Consider the following 19,755-nt stretch of genomic DNA (forward strand, 5'->3'; position numbering starts at 1 on the left):
ACCGTCAGGACGACGACGATCGCCGAACGGACCTGGGTCCGCGATCAGTATGGCGCTGGAAAGTATTGCTGACTGGAAAAATGTGGCGGAGACGGAGGGATTCGAACCCTCGATACCCTTTTGGGGTATGCTCATTTAGCAAACGAGTGCCTTCAGCCTCTCGGCCACGTCTCCGTTGAATGCTCTATGCCCGATGGTCGCCCGCTTTGACAAGCCGTTGAAACGACAATCCCGCGTCTTTCGCAACCACGTGGGTGAGTGCTGCAGGGCTTGCAGCGCTTCGTTGTCGCAAAGCCGTCAAAGCGACTGGACAGCGTAGCCATCACTGGCTATACCGCGCCGACCAACAGGGATGCGGCTTCGCCTCCCCGGCGCCCAGATAGCTCAGTTGGTAGAGCATGCGACTGAAAATCGCAGTGTCGCTGGTTCGATTCCAGCTCTGGGCACCATCACTTTCTTGAAGCCTTAAACCTCAAGAACTTAAGCCTTTACAGAGCCTTGCGCCTCACCGACTGTGTAACAACGGTGCGCAACAATGCTCTATAGGCTCGTCCGTTCGGTGAAGCGTCCAGGCTCGTCCCATCTCCAGTTCGTCCAGCGCATCCCCGCTGACGTTTTGTCGCGAGCGGCTGGTGTCAGGCTTTCTATCCCGTTGGGCGGGGGAGAATTTCACCACCTCACCGTGACGACCCAAAGCAAAGCGATTCGTTTCTCCTTGCGGACGCGAGACCCCAGCGAAGCCAAGGGTCGGCAGGCGATGGCGGCGGCATTCTTGGAGGAGGTGTGGCGGGGTCTCCGCGCGACCAAGCCCCTGTCGCTCATGCATCGTCAAGCAACCGCGCTCGCCGGTGAGCTATACCGGGCGTGGGCTTCGGAGCGCCCGGAGGAGCGTACGGTCGCGGTGGTTCACACGCCCGCCGGGTGGATTCGAGACCATGCGCAAGGCGCCCAGCGCAGTGATGGCGACCGGGCGAGCTTCACCCTCGCGCATCCTCTGTAACTTCCCCGCGCCCGCCGTTCGCGTGGACTCCACATGCTTGGCTGCCCAGAGGTTGAGAAGGGTGCGGCCGGCCTCTGCGTGAGACATCCGGGCCACATTCGGTCGCTCCCCGTTCAAAGGGCGGGCAGCCGTCGATCCAGCCGGAGGCCAGCGGCAGGCCGGGCACATGGAGCGGGTGGGTGGCGTGTCGCTTACCCATGGTGGCATTCGGCAGACCCACATGGGGGAAACTCTGCGCCGTTGCCTCGTATCCGACCTCTCACATGGGTGACCCCTAAAATGAGGCCGACCTCTTCCCCGATGCCTTGCGGTCCCACCTCATGCCATGGGGTGCAGGCATCGCGTTGACGGGGGTAGGGCGCGTGGTGGGGCATGAGGTGGTGCGCGAAGTCACAAGACGGATCGCTGGTGCAGCCACCTCCGGGACCAATGGGGGGTGGGTCTCTCTTCCGTACGTGGAGCCCATACAGTGGTGGAGGCGGTGGTTTACACTACCTGCTGGCCGCGTTAGCTGGCAGCCTTGTTCAACTTCACCAGATTGCATCGCCAACAGAGAATCCGCGCGTTCGAATCCGCGTTGGTGCCGCCATTCTGAGGTGAGACGTGGTGGTCGAAATGCCAGGGCGTATCGAGATGCTGGCTATGACGAGGAACGTCCGTCCAAGGCGTATCGCATTTCGGGCATTTATTGGGGTTGTCTGCGATCAGCTTGGCGCGGATTGCTTTTGAGAAAGCGCCGCCGGACGCCTTTTTCCGCACAGCGTAGGCCAGACTTCTTTCTCGTTGGCAGACGAGGCAACGATTATGGGAATTGAACGGCGTGAGACCGTTGCACTTCGTGCAGAACCGCATCGGCCAATCAGTAGGCATAGTCATCACTCAACGTTTCGGACCTCAACGCTATCCCGAGAGCGCGTCATCACTGAGCCCAATTTCTGTGGGCAACGAGCGAATGTCGAGGCGAAAGGCGCCCGCGTTCACCCTTGACGTGACATCATTTAAGGTGACGCTTGCTTGCGTAGCAACGACATTCTGTCTGCTTGGAGTCATTGAGAAGCGAATGAAACCGGCACTCTTTATAGGCTCCTCTGCGGAGAAGCTCGATTTAGCATATGCCGCTCAAGAGGAACTTGAGTATGACGTGGAGGCAACAGTTTGGCCTCAGTCCGTTTTTGCACTTTCTAAAACAGCCGTGCCTTCGCTCATAGCGCAATTGGATGCATCGGACTTCGGTGTATTCATCTTCTCACCCGATGATATCGTTGCCATCCGTGACAAGAGTAAAAGGGCTATTCGAGATAATGTTATCTTCGAACTTGGATTGTTTGTAGGTCGTTTAGGTCCTGACCGCTGTTTCATTGTAGTGCCGCGCGGAGTCGGCGATCTCCATTTACCGACTGACTTGACTGGAATAACACCAGCTCTCTTCGACCCAAGTCGGAAAGACCGAAACTTACGAGCGGCGCTTGGGTCCGCGTGTAATTCAATTCGTCGTCAAGTGCGCATCCTTGGTCCAGTTAGCAGAGTTAGTGAAGCCTCGCCTGAAACTCAGAATTGTCAATTAGAAAACGCGGATTTAGCTTTTCAACTCCGGGAGAAGGTGCTTAAAGAACAACTAGCTCAAAAAGAGCAAGAGCTTACGAATATCACAGGTAGATTGGCGGCGGAGCTATCTGAGAAGCAGCAGTTAGCTAATCCGCAACAGGTCTTTTTTCCCGACGGTCCAATATTGGAGCGTAAGCTGACCCGCAAAGAGGCTGAATCGTTGATTGATGCTATCAGCGATCTTACGGAAATGGTCCGTTCAAACTCTCCAAGTGCCCTTCACGCAACTCTACAAATTCTGGAGCCGACCTCAAAAGTTAAAAGGCAAATGGCCTCGCTGGAGGAAGAGCTAGCAGCAGTGTTGCTCCTTCACGCGGGAATAGGTCTATTCCGCAAGAGCTTCTCCGACAGGATTGCTGGTGCGCCCGCTTTCGTGCGTGAGTTAGAGACCGCTGTCTATGGCCCGAGTATTATCCGACGAGATACCGTTGCGGGGGATCTTGATAATTTCTTGGAGCATTACTCAGAACGCATTCGTGAAATACAAAGGCGCAGCGATAATCCAACTTTAGAGCTCCAAGGCTACATTATGCGGCCAGTTAGGGAGCGTTATTGGAAATTGATCGAGAAGTATAAGAGCTGGTGTAGTGCCATTATGCATAACCGCCTTCCGGCGCTGAGGCAGCAGGCCGAACAGTTTTTGTGAGCTACCTATCGAGGGCAATTGCGATGCAGCCGGCCGCAGGACTGCCCGTCAATAGGAGATGCGGACTGGCCAGCCGTGCTGAGAATAACGCCGCCGGTCTGTTAAGCGAGGCAGGATTTCCGTACGAACAACACCACTGTGTAACAAAGCCATTTGACCGCACCAAATTTCTCTTTAGTTTCAACGAAATTGGGTCGCAAAAGCGCAATCCAGCTCTGGGCACCATTCTTCTTTCCGACTGATGATCTGCGTGCCAACCGGACGTGCTGTGCAAACCGGCGCGTCGCGTTGCCCGTCGGCCGGTCCCATGCCGGGTGAGGGCCCCCCACGCGATGCAGGGCGGCTGCGCCGTCACTGGCGTTGAAGCCGGGCTCCCGCTGTGGTCGTCTCCTCGCCAACAAGCCGCCGTGGCCGGTCCGGTCGCGAGCAGAGGCCCGGGAGGACACGCATGCGCATCGCCAGAATCGAACCCTTCATCCTGCATATCCCCGTCACCGGCGGCTCGATCGCCGATTCGACGCATCGCATCAGCCATTGGGGCGTGGTCGGCGTGAAGGTGGTGACGGAGGAGGGGCTCGAAGGCTATGGCTTCACCGGCACCCATGCCGATCTGCCCTCCGACCGGCTGATCACCACCTGTATCCGCGATTGCTACGCGCCGCTGCTGATCGGCGAGGATGCCTTGGAAACCAGCCGGCTCTGGCTCAAGCTCGCCCGCCAGCCGGCGCTGCAATGGGTCGGCCGCGCCGGCATCACCCAACTCGCGCTGGCGGCGGTCGACGTCGCGCTCTGGGACCTGAAGGCCAAGCACGCGAAGGTGCCGCTGTGGCACCTGCTCGGTGGCGCCAGCAAGCCGCGGCTGGAAGCCTACAACACCGATATCGGCTGGCTCTCGATCCCGAAGGACCAACTCGTCGAGGGCTGCCGTAGGGCAGTCGAGCGCGACGGCTTCCACCGCATCAAGGTCAAGGTCGGCCATGCCGATCCCGGCATCGATATCGGCCGGCTGGAGGCGGTGCGCCAGGCGGTCGGACCCCATGTCGCACTCGCCATCGACGGCAACGGCAAATGGGACCTGCCGACCTGCAAGCGCTTCTGTGCGCGCGCCGAGCCGCTCGACATCTTCTGGTTCGAGGAACCGCTCTGGTATGACGATGTCGGCTCGCATGCGGCGCTCGCCCGCTCGACCTCCATCCCCATCGCGCTCGGCGAACAGCTTTATTCGCTCGACGCCTTCCGCACCTTCATGGCGGCCGATGCCATCCATTACGTCCAGCCCGATGTCACGCGGCTCGGCGGCATCACCGAATACATCCAGGTCGCGGATCTGGCGCTCGCCAGCCGCCTGCCGGTGGCGCCCCATGCCGGCGAGATGAGCCAGGTCCATGTCCACCTCGCCTATTGGCACCAGGCGACGCCGGTTCTCGAATACATCCCCTGGATCAAGGACGCGTTCGAGGAGCCGGCCGACGTCGTCGATGGCTGCTTCCTGAAGCCGCAGCGGCCGGGCGCCGGCACGACGCCCAAGGCCGATGCTTTCGCCCGCTTCGCCAAGCCGCTGATGTGATGCCGCCGCTGGCCTGACGCGCGCAGGGCGGGCCGGCGGCGCCGGCATGGCCCCGGGCTTGCCGCAGGGCCTGGCCAAGCTTAGATCAAGGGCGATCCGTTGGGGTGCTGAAAGGCTGAGAGGTGCTAAAGGCGCCAACCCATCGAACCTGATCCGGATAATGCCGGCGAAGGGAACGGTCATCGGCATGTCGCTTCACCCGCCCTGCCATGGCCGCCCCCCTTCCTCGGTGCGAAGGGAGACGGCATGTCGCCATCGTCGATCCATCACGGCCAGAGCGGCGTCGCGCCGAAGGCGCAGCCGCATGTCGGCATCGTCGGCGCGGGCGTCGTCGGGCTCGCCTGCGCGGTCGAGCTTTTGAGCCGGGGCGCCCGCGTGACCGTGCATGAGCGCGGCGCTTTTGCCGGCGCGCAGGCCTGCTCCTGGTGGGCTGGCGGCATGCTCGCGCCCTGGTGCGAGGGCGAGAGCGCCGAGGAGCCGGTGGTGCGGCTTGGCCAGGAGGCTGCCGCCTGGTGGGAGCGCCATGTCGAGGGCGTCGTCCGCAAGGGCACGCTGGTCGTGGCGCCCAGCCGCGATCGCACGGAACTGCGCCGTTTCGCCAGCCGCACCTCCCATTGCGTCGAGATCGACGGCGAAGCCATCGCCGCGCTCGAGCCCGATCTGGCGGGGCGCTTTGCCAAAGGCCTGTTCTTTGAAAGCGAAGGCCATCTCGATCCGCGCCGCGCGTTGACAGGCCTCGCCGCGAAGGTGCAGGCGCTGGGCGGGACAATCCATTTCGACAGCGAGGTCGAAGCCGCCGATCTCGACGGCGACGTCGTGCTCGACTGTCGCGGCCTCGGCGCCCGCGAGGCGCTGCCCGATCTGCGCGGCGTCAAGGGCGAGATGCTGCTGCTGCGGACGCGCGACGTCACCCTGTCGCGCCCCATTCGGCTGCTGCATCCGCGCATCCCGCTCTACATCGTGCCCCGTGCCGACGGGCTGTTCATGGTCGGCGCGACGATGATCGAAAGCGGCGATCGCAGCGCGATTTCGGCTCGGTCGATGTTGGAGCTGCTTGGCGGCGCTTACGCGCTGCACCCGTCCTTCGGCGAGGCGCAGGTGGTCGAGATCGGCGTCGATGCCCGCCCGGCTTATCCCGACAACCTGCCGCGCCTGACGCGCCGCGGCCGGGTCCTCCATGTCAACGGTTTCTATCGTCACGGTTTTCTGCTCAGCCCCGCCATGGCGCGGCTGGCGGCTGAGGCCGTGCTGGACCCGACAAGCGTCCCGGAGAGGCTTCATGACATTGCTGCTTAACGGCGAGCCCCGCGAGGTCGAAGCGACCACGCTCGAACAGGCGCTGGCCGAACTCGGCTATGCCGGCAAGGTCGTCGCGACTGCGGTGAACGGCGATTTCGTCGCCGTCCGCCACCGCGATGGCGTGACGCTGCATGATGGCGACCGTGTCGAGGTCGTCGCACCGATGCAGGGAGGCTGACCATGGCGAGCTTTTATGGCTTCGCGCCGCAGAGCCGGCTTTTCCTCGGCACCGCGCAATATCCCTCGCCCGCGATCCTGGCTGATGCCGTCAAGGCGTCGGGCGTCGAGATCGTCACGGTCTCGCTGCGGCGCGAGGCCGGGGAGGGCGGGGCGGGCCAGGCCTTCTGGTCGCTGATCCGCGATCTCGGCGTGCGCGTGCTGCCCAACACCGCCGGCTGCCACGGCGTCAAGGAGGCTGTCACCACCGCCCAGATGGCGCGCGAGGTCTTCGGCACCAACTGGATCAAGCTTGAGGTGATCGGCGAGGATGACACGCTCCAGCCCGATGTCGTCGGCCTGATCGAGGCGGCGCGCATCCTGACGAATGATGGCTTCGAGGTTTTCCCCTACACCACCGAGGATCTCGTCGTCGGCGGGCGCCTGCTCGATGCCGGCTGCGAGGTGCTGATGCCCTGGGGCGCGCCGATCGGCTCTGGCCGCGGCCTGAACAATGTCTACGGCCTGCGCAGCATGCGAGCGCATTTCCCAGGCATCCCGCTGGTGGTCGATGCCGGCATCGGCCTGCCCTCCCACGCGGCCCAGGCGATGGAACTGGGCTATGACGCGATCCTGCTCAACACGGCCGTCGCCAAGGCGGGCGATCCCGTCCGGATGGCGCAGGCCTTCGCCCGGGCGATCGAGGCCGGCCGCGACGCCTTTGAAGCGCAGCCGATCGAGGCGCGCGACATGGCCGCGCCCTCCACCCCCGTCATGGGCAAGGCTTTTCTCTCGTGAAGGTTTCCAGCATGCCGCTTGACCGCTTCTACCCGATCTTCGACAGCGCCGACTGGCTGGCGCGCATGCTGCCGCTCGGCGTCAAGCTGGTCCAACTGCGCATCAAGGACAGGAGCGAGACCGAGACCGGCCGCGAGATCGCCCGGGCGAAGACCCTCTGTGCAGCCAATGGTTGCGTGCTCGTCGTCAACGATTACTGGCACCTTGCCATCGAGGAGGGCTGCGATTTCGTCCATCTCGGCCAGGAGGATCTCGACGGCGCCGACCTCGCCGCCATCCGCAAGGCCGGCATGAAGCTCGGCGTCAGCAGCCATGACGAGGCGGAGCTGCAACGGGCGCTGGCGACCGATCCCGATTATGTCGCGCTTGGCCCGGTCTATCCGACGATCCTGAAGGCGATGAAATGGGCGCCGCAGGGGCTGGAACGCGTCACCGACTGGAAGCGGCGCCTTGGCGACATCCCGCTCGTCGGCATCGGAGGTGTCTCGCTGGAGCGGGCAGCGGGCGTGTTCGCGGCCGGTGCCGACATCGTCTCGGCGGTGACGGACATCACGCTGAACGCCGACCCCGAGGCGCGCTTGAAAGCCTGGATCGCGGCGACACGCTCCGCCGCCTAACGGTTGGTCGTTCGCGAGGAACCACCCCCGTCATCCCGGACAAGCCGCGCAGCGGCGCAGGCCGGGATCCATCGTCAGGCACCCCCGCTGCCCTATGATGGATCCCGGGCCTTCACTGCGCGAAGCCCCAGGATGACGGTGTGGTTCCGAGGGCGACGAAATCGCGCTCAAACGCTCTCCACCGCGACATGCCCATCGACATGGCCGAGGCTGCGCTGTGGATCGAGCCGGTCGCGCACGCGCTGCTTCAACACCTTGGAGTCGGGAAAGCCGCCGTCACTCTTTCGGTCCCAGATCAGCTCGCCGTCATAGTGGATCTGGAAGATGCCGCCGGTGCGCGGGATCAGCGCGACCTCGCCGAGATCCTGCCCGAAGGTCGAGAGCAATTCCTGGCCGAGCCAGGTGGCGCGCAGCATCCACTGGCACATCGAGCAATAGGTGATGGCGATGCGGGGCAGGGGCCTGTCGGCGGTGTCGGTCATGGGGAGGTCTCCGGGGTGGTCGCGCGCCTATGATCATGCTGTCCCAGCGATGGCAAGATTGCTGGGGCATGGCCGCTCAGCGCGCAATGCCGGATCCAGACCAGCCGCACGATTGTGGAGGCGATCAGGAAGGCGGTATGAACGCGCCATGCCTCATCATTTCCGGGCGACGCAGGTCCCCAGAGCCGACACCATCCCGGCCGGGCACGTCTTCACGACCGTGCTGGGCTGCGACATGGTCCTTAGCGACTCGCAGCATGCGCCACGCATCGTATAACCGCTCGGACAGCCGCCCACGGGCTCGATGCGGTCCTTGCCATCACGCGTCGGACGGCAGGCGCTGGCCGCCAGGGCCTCGGGAGCGGGCAATAGTATAAAGGCGGCGAGCAGGGCGGCGATGATTCGGACCATACCGTCACGGTCTTGCATCATGCGCGTCAGGTCCATGGCTTTTCGCCGATCAGGTTGCGCTCGGGCTCGTTTACGGCTCCACTATTCGACCGCGCTGCCGCATCATGCCGTCTGGATTGCCAACCGACTCTTCGACGCTGCTATGAAGGGCGATCAGAAATTCAGCCCAAGGCGTCGACATGACCAGGGACTTCGCAGGCAAGCGTGTGATCGTGATGGGCGGCAGCCGGGGCATCGGGCGCTCGATCGCGCTGGGCTTCGCCGCTGGAGGTGCTGCCGTCTCGATCTGTGCCCGCGGCGCGGGGCCGCTTGAAGCGACGCGCCGGGAGATCGAGGCGCAAGGCGTCGCGGCGCATGCGGCAAGCGTCGATCTCGCCGACGCGAAGGCGATTGAGGCCTATGTCCCCGCGGCTGTCGAGGCGCTGGGTGGGCTGGACGTGCTGGTCAACAACGCTTCGGGCTTCGGCCATAGCGACGACGAGGAGGGCTGGGCCGCCTCGCTGAGCGTCGACATGATGGCGATCGTGCGCGGCAGCCATGCCGCGATCCCGCACATGAAACCGGGCTCCTCGATCATCAACATCTCGTCGATCTCGGCCCTGCGCGCTTCGTCGCGCTCGGCGCCCTATGGCGCGGTCAAGGCCGCCGTGATCCACTACACCGCCAGCCAGGCCAAGATGCTGTCATCCAAGGGCATCCGCGTGAACGGCGTCGCTCCGGGCTCGATCGAGTTCCCCGGCGGCACCTGGGAGGACCGCAGGACCTCGAACCCAGCTCTTTACAACGCGACGCTGGCCAGCATCCCCTTCGGCCGCATGGGCAGGCCGGAAGAGGTCGCCGAGGTCGTGCTGTTCCTGGCCTCGGCCAAGGCGAGCTGGGTCACCGCCCAGACCATTATCGTCGATGGCGGCCAGCTCGTCGGGCCCTGAGAGGGGCTCAGCCCTGCAGGGTGTAGCGCGCCCGCAGATGCGCCTTGAACACCCCGGCGTCGAGCGGGCGGCCCGTCGCCTGCGTCAGCAGATCGTCGGTCTCCAGCAGGCAGCCCTGGCTGTGGATGTTGGCGCGCAACCAGGCCAGCAGCGGCGCGAAATCGCCCCGCCCGATGCCCGGCAGGATGTCGGGCTGCGCCTTGCAGGCCGCGTCAAAAATCTGCGCGGCCGTCATCGCGCCCAGCGTGTAGGTAGGGAAATAGCCCCAGCCGCCGCTTGGCCAATGCACGTCCTGCAGGCAGCCGAGCCGGTCATTGGGGACGGTGACACCGAGCAGTTCCTTCATGCCGGCATTCCAGGCGGCGGGAAGCTCCGACAGCGGCATGGCATCCGCGATCAGCGCCTTCTCCAGCCGGTAGCGCAGGATGACATGGGCGGGATAGGTCACCTCATCGGCATCGACGCGGATGAAGCCGGGCTCGACTTTCGTGTAGCGCCGCCACAGCGCCTGCGTCTCCCAGGCTGCGCCTGAGCCGCCAAAGGTCTCGCGCATCAGCGGCGCGGCAAAGGCGATGAACTCTGCCGAGCGGCAGGCCTGCATCTCGACCAGGAGCGACTGGCTTTCATGCAGGCTCATGCCACGCGCCTGGCCCACCGGCTGGTTGAGATAGGCCTGCGGCCGGCCCTGCTCGTAGAGCGCATGTCCGGTCTCGTGCAGCACGCCCATCAGCGCCTTGGCGAAATCGCCCTCGTCATAGCGGGTGGTGATGCGCACATCATTGTCGGCCCCGCCGCAGAACGGATGCGTCGACACGTCGAGCCGCCCGCGCGCGAAATCATAGCCCAGCGCCGCCATCATCTTGAGGCCGAGCGCCCGCTGCGCCTCGATCGCGAACGGCCCCTGCGGATCGGGCGTTTGTAGGCGCCGCGCCTGAACCGCCAGCACCTCCTGGGTGAAGCCCGGCAGGAAGGCGGCGAGATCGTCGAACAGCGCGTCGATCTTGGCCGATCGCCCGCCCGGCTCGTAGTCGTTCAGCAGCGCGTCGTAAGGCGATAGTCCGAGCTTCTCGCCCTTCGCCCGGCCGATCTCGCGCTGGATCGTTAAAACCTCGGCGAGATAGGGCAGGAGCCCGGCGAAATCGCTCTCCGCCCGCGCCTGCCGCCAGCGCATCTCGCAGGCCGAGATCGCCTTGGAGGAGGCCTCGACGAGGTCCGCAGGCAGGGCGGTCTCCCCCGTCCAGAGCCGCCGGATTTCGCGCAGATTAGCCCGCTCCCAAGGCCCGAGCCCGTCATCCGCATCTGCATCCGCCAGCCAGTCCCCGATGCGCGCATCGGTGATCATGCCGTGATGCATCACCCGTAGCAGCGCCAGGCTCTCGGCCCGCGTGCCCGCCGCGCCGGCGGGCATCATCACATCGCTGTCCCATTGCAGGATGCCGACCGCATTGCCGAGCGCTGCGGCGCGGCCGAAATGGGCTGAGAGGTTCGCATAGGCGGTCATGGTGGTGTTTCCGGGGGATCTGGAACGGTTCGATCATCCTGGCCGTCATTCCGGACGCAGCGAAGCGGAGCTCCGGAATCCATCATAAGGCTCATCTTGTGACGGACGAAGCTCTACGATGGATTCCGGATCTGCGCCGCTTCGCGGCTTGTCCGGAATGACGGCGTGGTCGTGACGAGGGGGCTCACCCGAACAGCGTCTTGAACTGGCGCGGTTGCGAGCGGAGATACTGGTTGGGCACCTTGACGCTGGCGCCGAGCGCCGCCGCCGCATGCCAGGGCCAGCGGGGATCGTAGAGGATGCCGCGCGCGATGCCGACGAGGTCGGCATCGCCCGTGCCGATGATCGCCTCGGCCTGTTCGGCCTCGGTGATCAGCCCGACCGCGATCGTCGGCAGGCCGGTCGCCTGCTTCACGGCCCGCGCGAACGGCACCTGGTAGTTCGGCCCGAGCGGGATCTGCTGCGCGCCGGAATTGCCGCCGCTGGAGACATGGATGAAATCGGCTCCGCGCGCCTTCAGCGCCTGCGAAAACGCGATCGTCTGCGCTAGGTCCCAGCCGCCCGGCACCCAGTCGGTCGCCGAGACCCGCACCCCGACGGGATAGCCTGCCGGCACCACGGCCTTGACCGCCTCGAACGCCATGAGCGGGAAGCGCATGCGGTTCTCCAGCGAGCCGCCGAAATCATCCTCGCGCCGATTCGACAGGGGCGAGAGGAACTGGTGCATCAGATAGCCATGGGCGGCGTGCAGCTCGATCGCCGCGAAGCCCAGCCGCACCGAACGCCGGGCCGCGTCGACGAACTGGTCGCAGAGCGTCGCGATGTCCTCGGTGCTCAGCGCGCGCGGCTGGCGCGCGTGGCCGTCGAAGGCGACCGGGGAGGGCGCCACCGTCTCCCAGCCGCCAGCATCGAGGCCGAGTTGCCCACCGCCATGCCAGGGCTGCGCGACGGAGGCCTTGCGCCCGGCATGGGCGAGCTGGATCGCGATCGGCATCTGAGAATGCGTCCGCACCGCCTTCAGCGTCCTGGCCAGCGCGGCCTCTGTCGCATCGTTCCAGAGTCCGACATCCTGGGCGCTGATGCGGCCCCTCGGCTCGACCGCCGTCGCCTCGATGATCAAAAGCCCCGCTCCGGAATGCGACAGGCTGCCGAGATGGATCGTGTGCCAGTCGGTCGTCTGGCCATCCTCCGCCGAATACTGGCACATCGGCGCGATGATGATGCGGTTGGCGAGCGTCAATCCGCCGATCTGGAAGGGGCTGAAAAGCTGGCTCATCGACAATGTCCCGTGGAATGAGAGGCGCTGCGATCATCGCGCGGCGTCGCGCCGTGTCCAGTCGCGACGTAGGACGGTCGCCATGCGCGCCGCCGCGTCACGAGCCCGACAGTAAGAACGAAGCGTCAACCCGCCGGCTTCTGATACGGCATCCGCACGCCCTGCTCGGCGAAGGTGCTCCGGTTGCTCTGCTGGCGCTTCTTGATTTCGGCGCGTGCGACGGTGCGCAAATGCACCTCGTCGGGCCCGTCGATGAAGCGCAGCGCCCGGCCCCAGGAGTAGATGAAGGCGAGCGGCGTATCGTTGGAGAGTCCCGCCGCCCCGAAGACCTGCATTGCCCGGTCGGCAATCCTGGTCTGCAGCCTTGTCGCGACGACCTTGATTGACGAGACCTCGGTGCGGGCCGCCTTGTTGCCGTGGGTGTCCATCATCCAGGCGGCGCGCAGGCACAAGAGCCGGGCCTGATCGATCTCCATGCGGCCCTCCGCGATCCAGTCCTGCACATTGGCGTAGTCGGCCAGGTTGCGGCTGAAGGCCTTGCGCTGCAGGGCGCGCTCGACCATCAGCTCGAGCGCAACCTCGCATTGCCCGATCGAGCGCATGCAGTGGTGGATGCGGCCCGGCCCCAGCCGCGCCTGCGCCAGCGCAAAGCCAGCGCCTTCCTCGCCCAGCATGTTGGTGGCGGGCACGCGAACGGCGTCGAAATCGGTCTCGGTATGGCCTTCCGGCGAATGATGATTCAGCAGCGGCAGGTTGCGCATCACGCTCACGCCGGGCGTATCCATCGGCACGATGATCATCGAATGGCGCTTGTGCGGGTCGGCATCATCAGCCAGGTCCGACAGCCCCATCACGATGCAGAACTTGACGTTGGGGTGCAGCGCCCCGGTCGTCCACCATTTGCGGCCGGTGACGATGTAGTCGTCGCCGTCGCGGATGATCGTGGTCTGCAGGTTTGTCGGATCGGAGGAGGCGACGCCCGGTTCGGTGATGCCGACGCAGGAGCGGATCTCGCCGGCCATGAGCGGCTCGAGCCAGCGCTCGCGCTGCTCCGGCGTCGCGAACATGTGCAGGATTTCCATGTTCCCGGTGTCGGGCGCGTTGCAGTTGAATACCTCCGAGGACCAGTAGATCCGCCCCATGATCTCGGCCAGCGGCGCGTATTCGAGGTTGGACAGACGCGTGCCGGGTTCGTCCGGCTTCAGCGCAGGAAGGAACAGGTTCCACAAGCCCTCGTCGCGCGCGCGCGCCTTCAGCCCGTCGATCAGCGCGATCGGATAACGCCCGGCCTCGACCTCCTCGCGCCATGCGGCATCGGCCGGCTGGACATGGGCGTCCATGAACGCCTGCAGCCGCGTGCGCAGTTCCTCGACCTTGGCGGAATAGGCGAAATCCATGATGTGTGTCCTCGTCAGCCTGATCGGTTTTAGCTCTGAAACACGCCGTCATCCTGGGGCGACTGCAGGTCGGCCCGGGATCCATCATAGGGCGAAGGCGAACTCGATGATGGATCCCGGAGCGGCGCGGCTTTGCCGCTTGCTCCAGGATGATGACGTGGTGATGCGGTGCGGCGCCCCTCAATCCCCACCCTCGATGACCGCTTCCGCCCGCAGCGCGAAACTCTCGGCCATCTCGCCGACCACGATGGCGTTTTCGGCTGCTGCATTGCCGACCTTCGCGCGCGCCGCGATGCCGTCGAGGATAACGGCGAAGCGCAGCAGCGAGAAGGCGAGGTGGAAGCGGCCGGGCCCGTCGCTGCGTCCCGCAGCCTTGCAATAGCGGTCGAGATACTCGGCTTGTGTGGGAATGCCCAGCGCCGCGCGGTCGAGCCCGACGATCCCGGCATACATCTGCGGCGTCGAATGCCAGGGCAGGCAGGAGAAGGCGGCATCCGACAGCGGGTGGCCGAGCGTGGACAACTCCCAGTCGAGCACGGCTATCACCCGTGGCTCTGTGGGCGAAAACATCAGGTTGCCGAGGCGGAAATCGCCATGGACGATGGTCGTCTCGGGCGTTTCGTCGAGATGCTCGCCAAGCCAGGCGAAGACGCGGTCGACCGCCGGGATGTCCTGCGTTTTCGTCTCGCGCCATTGCCGGCTCCAGCGCGCGATCTGGCGGGCATAGTAATTGCCGGGCTTGCCATAGTCGGAAAGCCCCGCCGCCTGCCAGTCGAAGCCGTGCAGTGCGGCCAGCGTCTCCGCCATCGCGAAATACATTGCTGCCCGATCGTCAGGTGCCACGCCGGGCAGGGCGGTGTCGTGGAAGACGCGGCCGTCCAGCCGCTCCATCAGGTAGAACGGCGTGCCGACGACGTCGTCCTGCCCATGTAACAGCACCACCGGTGGAACCGGCACCGCCGAGCCCGCCAGCGCCTTCAGGATGCGGTATTCGCGATCGACCGCATGCGCCGAGGGCAGCAAAGGTCCCGGCGGCTTCTTGCGCAGCACCAGCCGCGTGCCGGCCTCGGCATAGGACAAAAAGAAGGTCGGGTTGGATTGCCCCCCGCTGATCCGCTCCAGCGTCATCGCGCCCGATGCGCGGCCGGGCAGGGCGCCGCGCAGGAAGGCGTCAAGCCGCGCGGTGTCGAATTCGGGAGCAATCGAGGCGGAACCGGCTGACATGGCCGCCATCATCGTGAGCGGAGGAGCGCAGGTCAACGCGACAGGCTGACCGCCGGCCCCTCAAGCCGCATCCAGCCCATACAGCGAATGCAGCGTCCGCACCGCGAGTTCGGTGTAGGCGGCGTCGATCAGCACCGAGAACTTGATCTCGGAGGTCGTGATCGCGCGGATGTTGATGCCCTTTTCCGACAGCGCCCGGAAGGCGCGCGCGGCGACGCCGGCATGGCTGCGCATGCCGACGCCGATGGCCGAGACCTTGACCACGTCGGTCGCGCCCTGCAGCGCCTGATAGTGGATCTGCCCGTGCAGGCTCTCCAGCAGCGTCCGCGACCGCTCGTAGTCGGCGGTCGGCACCGTGAAGGTGATGTCGGTCGTCGCCTGGTCGTCGGAGACCACCTGGATGATCATGTCGACATTGATGTTGGCGTCCGCCAGCGGGCCGAAGATCGCGGCCGCGACGCCCGGCTTGTCGGCGACGCGCCGGAGGGTGATCTGGGCTTCGTCGCGCGAGAACGCGATGCCGGTGACGATCTGCTGTTCCACGATGTCGTCCTCGTCGCAGATGAGGGTGCCGGGATTGGGATTGTTGGGGTCGTCGAAGGAGGAGCGCACATAGGTCGGAACGCGATGCACCATGGCGATCTCGACCGAGCGCACCTGCAGCACCTTGGAGCCGAGCGAGGCCATCTCCAGCATCTCCTCGAAGGAGACCCTGTCCATGCGCTTGGCCTTGGGTACGACGCGCGGATCGGTGGTGTAGACCCCGTCGACATCGGTGTAGATGTCGCAGCGATCGGCCTTGAGCCCGGCGGCGATGGCGACGGCCGAGGTGTCGGAGCCGCCCCGTCCCAGCGTGACGATGCGGCTGGTCTGCGCATGCACCCCTTGAAAGCCCGAGCAGACCGCGATTTCGCGGTTGCGGTCGAAGCCCGCCAGGATGCCGGCGCCGTCGACGCTTTCGATGCGCGAGGAGCCATGTGCGTCCGAGCCATAGATCGGGATCTGCCAGCCCTGCCAGGAGCGTGCGGGCAGGCCGAGTTCTTGCAGCACCAGCGCCATCAGCCCCGATGTCACCTGCTCGCCCGACGCGACCACGACGTCATATTCGGCGCGGTCATAGAGCGGTGCGGCTTCCTTGCACCAGCCGACCAGCTCGTTGGTCTTGCCCGACATCGCCGAGACGACGACCGCGACCTCGTGGCCGGCGTCGAACTCGCGTTTGACATGGAGGGCGGCGTTCTTGATGCGCTCGACCGTGGCGACGGAGGTTCCGCCGAATTTCATCACCAGACGGGCCATGGCGGTCCAGAGGCTCTCGAACGTTGCATGTCCCGGCAGCCGGGACGAAAGGTCACCCTCGCGCCGGGCGCGAGGCGGGTGTAGATGACGGGCAGCGGTCGGCCTGTCAATGCGACGAGGCCAAGGCCAGGCAGGAGAGCACGACCATGGCGGCGACCGCGCAGCGCGAGGGATCGGCCCGGAGCGGTTCGACGATCGATCCCGCCGAGGTGGCGCGGTTCGAGGCGATCGCCAGGACCTGGTGGGACCCCAAGGGCCCGATGGCGGTGCTGCACAAGTTCAATCCGGTGCGGCTGGCCTTCATCCGCGACCTCGCTTGCGAACGCTTCAGCCGCGACCCCAAGACGATGCGGGCGCTGGAGGGGCTGACGCTGGTCGATATCGGCTGCGGCGGCGGCGTGCTCTGCGAGCCGCTGGCGCGGCTGGGCGCGCAGGTGACGGGGCTTGATCCCGCGCCGACCAACATCGCCGTGGCGAGTGCCCATGCCGATGCCGGCGGGCTTTCGATCGACTATCGCCAGCAGACGATCGAGGCGTTGGTCGCCGACGGCGCCCGCTACGACATCGTGCTCGCCATGGAGGTGGTCGAGCATGTCGCCGATGTCGAGGCCTTCGTCGCCGCCTGTTGCGCGGCGGTGAAGCCCGGCGGGCTGCTGGTCATGGCGACGCTCAACCGCACGCTGAAATCCTATGCACTCGCCATCGTTGGCGCGGAATATGTGCTGCGCTGGCTGCCGCGCGGCACCCATGACTGGGAAAAATTCGTGACGCCCGACGAACTGGGCGATGCGATCGAACGGGGTGGGCTTGAGCTCGGCGAGAGCACGGGCGTGGTCTACAATCCGCTCAGTGATCGCTGGTCGGCGGCTCGCGATACCGACGTCAACTACATGCTGTCGGCCCACCGCCCGGCCTGAGCGACACGCCGCCGCGTCGCAGGGCCGTCAGAGCCAGCGCCGGATCGTCGTGAGCAAAATGAGCAGGGCAAGGCCCGATCCCAGCGCGACGAGCGACGCCGTCAGCGCCGGATTGGTGCCGATCGTGTAGCCGAGCTGCCGCCATGCCGTCGCATAGTCAAGCTTGCGCCAGATCAACGTGCCGCCGACGGCTCCGGTAAGGATGATCAGCCCGTTGAGGATGATGCCGAAGGCGCCGTCGCGCAGCAGCATGTCCGAGAGCCAGCCGAAAAGCAGCACGCCGACGGCCACGAGCGCCAGGAACACCACGAGCTGCGGTGTCGACATGTCCGGCAGGCCCAGCATCAGGATCAGTGCGCGCATGGTGCATCCTCGGCAAACGAAGCTTAGGATACGCGATCAGCCGTTAAGGGGTTGCTGCTGATCGCAGCGCCGCCGCATGCCCTGGGCGTGGAGGATCGGAGAGATTTTGCGGCGCATCATAGTCCGATCGGCTGATGGCGCGCCGCAGCGTAAGATGCATGATCGGGACAAGCTGGCCGCAAGCCGCTGTTTGGCGCTTGCGAGCCGGCAGCCATAGCAGGGGAGAGACGACGATGCCGACACCGCAGGCCGCCGCGACACCGCTCAAGGATCTCTACGAACTCGGCGAACTGCCGCCACTCGGCCATGTCCCGGCGAATATGTATGCCTGGACCATCCGCCGCGAGCGCCATGGGCCGCCGCAGGAGAGCTTTCAGATCGAGGTCGTGCCGACCTGGGCGATCGGCGAGGAGGAGGTGCTGCTCCTCGTGATGGCCGGCGGCGTCAACTACAACGGCATCTGGGCGGGGCTCGGTCAACCGATCTCGCCCTTCGACGTTCACAAACAGTCGCTGCACATCGCCGGTTCCGACGCTGCGGGCATCGTCTGGGCCGTCGGCTCCAAGGTGAAGCGCTGGAAAATCGGCGACGAGGTCATCGTCCACTGCAACCAGGATGATGGCGACGACGAGGAGTGCAATGGCGGCGACCCGATGTTCTCCTCCTCCCAGCGCATCTGGGGCTACGAGACGCCCGACGGCTCCTTCGCGCAGTTCTGCCGGGTCCAGTCGCGGCAGTTGATGCTCAAGCCGAAGCATTTGGCCTGGGAAGAAGCGGCCTGCTACACGCTGACGCTGGCCACCGCCTACCGCATGCTTTTCGGCCACAGCCCCCACACGATCAAGCCCGGCGACAACGTCCTGATCTGGGGCGCGTCCGGGGGGCTCGGCGTCTTCGGCGTGCAGCTCTGCGCGGCCTCGGGCGCCAACGCGATCGGTGTCATCTCCGACGAGACCAAGCGCGACTATGTGCTCGGGCTGGGCGCCAAGGGCGTGATCAACCGCAAGGATTTCAACTGCTGGGGCCAGATGCCCACCGTCAACAGCCCGGAATACGATTCCTGGGTGAAGGAGGCCCGCAAGTTTGGCAAGGCGATCTGGGACATCACCGGCAAGAAGGATGTCGACATCGTCTTCGAGCATCCCGGCGAGGCGACCTTCCCGGTCTCCTGCCTCGTCGCCAAGCGCGGCGGCATGATCGTCTTCTGCGCCGGAACCTCGGGCTTCAACATCACCTTCGACGCCCGCTATGTCTGGATGCGGCAGAAGCGCGTGCAGGGCTCGCATTTCGCCCATCTCAAACAGGCGTCAGCCGCCAACCAGTTCGTCATCGACCGCCGCATCGACCCCTGCATGTCCGAGGTCTTCCCCTGGGACAAGATCCCGCTCGCCCATCACAAGATGTGGAAGAACGAGCACGCGCCGGGCAACATGTCGGTGCTGGTTTATGCCCCGCGCACGGGGCTGCGGACGTACGAGGATGTGGCCGAGGCGCTGGCGGGGTAGGGGCCTTCATCCGGGGCTTGCGCGCTGGAGCGATAAAACTTAAACGTCCGGTAAAGCAATTTACCGGACGAGGCATCGATGTCGCTCCAGCTCTTCGCCCATCCCTTCTCCTCCTATTCGCAGAAGGTGCTGATCGCGCTTTATGAAAGCGACACGCCCTTCACGCTGCGCCTGCTCAGCAGCGAAAATCCGAAGAACGGCGAGGAGTTCGCTGCGCTCTGGCCCGTGAAGCGCTTCCCCGTCCTGGTCGACGGTGCCGAGACCATCCTCGAATCCAGCATCATCATCGAGCATCTCGAGCTGCACCATCCCGGTTCGCGCCGGCTGCTGCCAGCAGAGCCCAAGGCTGCGCTGCCGGTGCGGCTGATGGATCGTTTCTTCGACAACTATGTCATGTCGCCGCTGATGAAGATCGTCTTCGACCGTATCCGCGTCACGGAAGACCGTGATCCCCCTGGCGTCGCCGAAGCGCGTGCGCTGCTCGATGCCGCCTATCAATGGCTGGACGGCAAGCTCGCCGACCGGGAATGGGCCTGCGGCGGCGCGTTCAGCATGGCCGATTGTGCCGCGGCGCCGTCGCTCTTCTATGCCGATTGGGCCCACGAGATCGACGCGGCCTATGCCAACACGCGCGCCTATCGGGCCAGGCTTTTGGCGCGCCCTTCCGTCGCGCGCTGCGTCGAGGAGGCGCGACCCTATCGGCATCTCTTCCCGCAAGGCGCGCCTGAGCGCGACTGAGGCGGGCGCCTCGCGCTCCCGCGAC

19 protein-coding genes, 2 tRNA genes and 1 riboswitch are annotated in these 19,755 nt (G+C 65.3%); of the genes, 12 read left to right on the forward strand and 9 right to left on the reverse strand.

All coding sequences use genetic code 11. From position 1 onward, the window contains the following. Window positions 1-83: 83 nt before the first annotated feature. Window positions 84-174: transfer RNA gene (locus IP69_RS01685), tRNA-Ser, on the reverse strand. 199 nt (window positions 175-373) lie between these two features. Here IP69_RS01685 and IP69_RS01690 point away from each other — a divergent pair. The 8 genes from IP69_RS01690 (at window position 374) to IP69_RS01725 (ending at window position 7,688) form a co-directional block, all read left to right on the forward strand. Continuing rightward, window positions 374-449: transfer RNA gene (locus IP69_RS01690), tRNA-Phe, on the forward strand. A gap of 86 nt (window positions 450-535) precedes the next feature. Continuing rightward, on the forward strand, window positions 536-1,000 hold the full coding sequence (locus IP69_RS22550; protein WP_054141076.1) for a DUF6538 domain-containing protein: 465 nt from the start codon (window positions 536-538) through the stop codon (window positions 998-1,000). 1,060 nt (window positions 1,001-2,060) lie between these two features. Beyond that, window positions 2,061-3,251, forward strand: coding sequence for a nucleotide-binding protein (locus IP69_RS21260; protein ID WP_197279620.1), 1,191 nt, complete (start codon window positions 2,061-2,063; stop codon window positions 3,249-3,251). Between the two features lie 448 nt (window positions 3,252-3,699). After that, window positions 3,700-4,818, forward strand: coding sequence for a mandelate racemase/muconate lactonizing enzyme family protein (locus tag IP69_RS01705; RefSeq protein WP_054141078.1), 1,119 nt, complete (start codon window positions 3,700-3,702; stop codon window positions 4,816-4,818). A gap of 90 nt (window positions 4,819-4,908) precedes the next feature. Beyond that, window positions 4,909-5,010, forward strand: a riboswitch (TPP riboswitch). Between the two features lie 54 nt (window positions 5,011-5,064). Then, window positions 5,065-6,114 (forward strand): glycine oxidase ThiO, encoded by a 1,050-nt coding sequence (gene thiO / locus IP69_RS01710; protein WP_054141079.1) that lies wholly within the window; start codon window positions 5,065-5,067, stop codon window positions 6,112-6,114. Then, on the forward strand, window positions 6,098-6,295 hold the full coding sequence (gene thiS / locus IP69_RS01715) for a sulfur carrier protein ThiS (RefSeq protein ID WP_054141080.1): 198 nt from the start codon (window positions 6,098-6,100) through the stop codon (window positions 6,293-6,295). The genes thiO and thiS overlap by 17 nt, the downstream gene beginning before the upstream one ends. A gap of 2 nt (window positions 6,296-6,297) precedes the next feature. After that, on the forward strand, window positions 6,298-7,071 hold the full coding sequence (locus tag IP69_RS01720) for a thiazole synthase (RefSeq protein ID WP_054141081.1): 774 nt from the start codon (window positions 6,298-6,300) through the stop codon (window positions 7,069-7,071). An 11-nt stretch (window positions 7,072-7,082) separates the two neighbouring features. Then, on the forward strand, window positions 7,083-7,688 hold the full coding sequence (locus IP69_RS01725) for a thiamine phosphate synthase (RefSeq protein ID WP_054141399.1): 606 nt from the start codon (window positions 7,083-7,085) through the stop codon (window positions 7,686-7,688). A gap of 167 nt (window positions 7,689-7,855) precedes the next feature. Here IP69_RS01725 and IP69_RS01730 read toward each other — a convergent pair whose 3' ends face one another. Both IP69_RS01730 and IP69_RS01735 read right to left on the reverse strand, forming a co-directional pair. Next, window positions 7,856-8,170 carry a SelT/SelW/SelH family protein gene (locus IP69_RS01730; RefSeq protein WP_054141082.1) on the reverse strand — a complete coding sequence of 105 codons (315 nt, stop codon included), beginning with the start codon at window positions 8,168-8,170 and terminating at the stop codon, window positions 7,856-7,858. A 156-nt stretch (window positions 8,171-8,326) separates the two neighbouring features. Then, window positions 8,327-8,617, reverse strand: a complete 291-nt coding sequence (locus tag IP69_RS01735; RefSeq protein ID WP_054141083.1) for a hypothetical protein — start codon at window positions 8,615-8,617, stop codon at window positions 8,327-8,329. 143 nt (window positions 8,618-8,760) lie between these two features. Here IP69_RS01735 and IP69_RS01740 point away from each other — a divergent pair, with 143 nt between their 5' ends. Further along, entirely contained in the window at window positions 8,761-9,510 is a 750-nt protein-coding gene (locus tag IP69_RS01740) for an SDR family oxidoreductase (protein ID WP_054141084.1), read from the forward strand. Between the two features lie 7 nt (window positions 9,511-9,517). On the opposite strand, the gene IP69_RS01745 is transcribed toward IP69_RS01740, so the two are convergent. From IP69_RS01745 to IP69_RS01765, 5 genes are all read right to left on the reverse strand, one after another. Further along, window positions 9,518-11,011, reverse strand: coding sequence for a carboxypeptidase M32 (locus tag IP69_RS01745; RefSeq protein WP_054141085.1), 1,494 nt, complete (start codon window positions 11,009-11,011; stop codon window positions 9,518-9,520). 184 nt (window positions 11,012-11,195) lie between these two features. Continuing rightward, window positions 11,196-12,287, reverse strand: coding sequence for an NADH:flavin oxidoreductase/NADH oxidase (locus IP69_RS01750; RefSeq protein WP_156323230.1), 1,092 nt, complete (start codon window positions 12,285-12,287; stop codon window positions 11,196-11,198). 125 nt (window positions 12,288-12,412) lie between these two features. Further along, complete coding sequence (locus IP69_RS01755) at window positions 12,413-13,684, reverse strand: acyl-CoA dehydrogenase family protein (protein ID WP_054141087.1); 1,272 nt, start codon at window positions 13,682-13,684, stop codon at window positions 12,413-12,415. Between the two features lie 180 nt (window positions 13,685-13,864). Then, window positions 13,865-14,908 (reverse strand): phosphotransferase family protein, encoded by a 1,044-nt coding sequence (locus tag IP69_RS01760; RefSeq protein WP_082358883.1) that lies wholly within the window; start codon window positions 14,906-14,908, stop codon window positions 13,865-13,867. 60 nt (window positions 14,909-14,968) lie between these two features. Next, window positions 14,969-16,207 carry an aspartate kinase gene (locus tag IP69_RS01765; protein ID WP_054141088.1) on the reverse strand — a complete coding sequence of 413 codons (1,239 nt, stop codon included), beginning with the start codon at window positions 16,205-16,207 and terminating at the stop codon, window positions 14,969-14,971. Window positions 16,208-16,353: 146 nt separating this feature from the next. Between IP69_RS01765 and ubiG the strand changes: the two genes are divergently transcribed. Next, window positions 16,354-17,124: a bifunctional 2-polyprenyl-6-hydroxyphenol methylase/3-demethylubiquinol 3-O-methyltransferase UbiG gene (gene ubiG / locus IP69_RS01770; RefSeq protein WP_054141089.1), complete on the forward strand. Its 771-nt coding sequence runs from the start codon at window positions 16,354-16,356 to the stop codon at window positions 17,122-17,124. 27 nt (window positions 17,125-17,151) lie between these two features. Here the strand turns inward: ubiG and IP69_RS01775 are convergent, their stop codons facing one another. Then, a complete protein-coding gene (locus IP69_RS01775; RefSeq protein WP_054141090.1) occupies window positions 17,152-17,487 on the reverse strand; it encodes a hypothetical protein in 336 nt (111 codons plus the stop codon). A 233-nt stretch (window positions 17,488-17,720) separates the two neighbouring features. Here IP69_RS01775 and ccrA point away from each other — a divergent pair, with 233 nt between their 5' ends. Next, window positions 17,721-18,992 (forward strand): crotonyl-CoA carboxylase/reductase, encoded by a 1,272-nt coding sequence (gene ccrA / locus IP69_RS01780; protein ID WP_054141091.1) that lies wholly within the window; start codon window positions 17,721-17,723, stop codon window positions 18,990-18,992. Between the two features lie 78 nt (window positions 18,993-19,070). Continuing rightward, window positions 19,071-19,730 carry a glutathione S-transferase family protein gene (locus IP69_RS01785; RefSeq protein ID WP_054141092.1) on the forward strand — a complete coding sequence of 220 codons (660 nt, stop codon included), beginning with the start codon at window positions 19,071-19,073 and terminating at the stop codon, window positions 19,728-19,730. Window positions 19,731-19,755: the final 25 nt, after the last annotated feature.

The organism is Allobosea sp. AAP35, from assembly GCF_001295925.1.
Classification (GTDB): domain Bacteria; phylum Pseudomonadota; class Alphaproteobacteria; order Rhizobiales; family Beijerinckiaceae; genus Allobosea.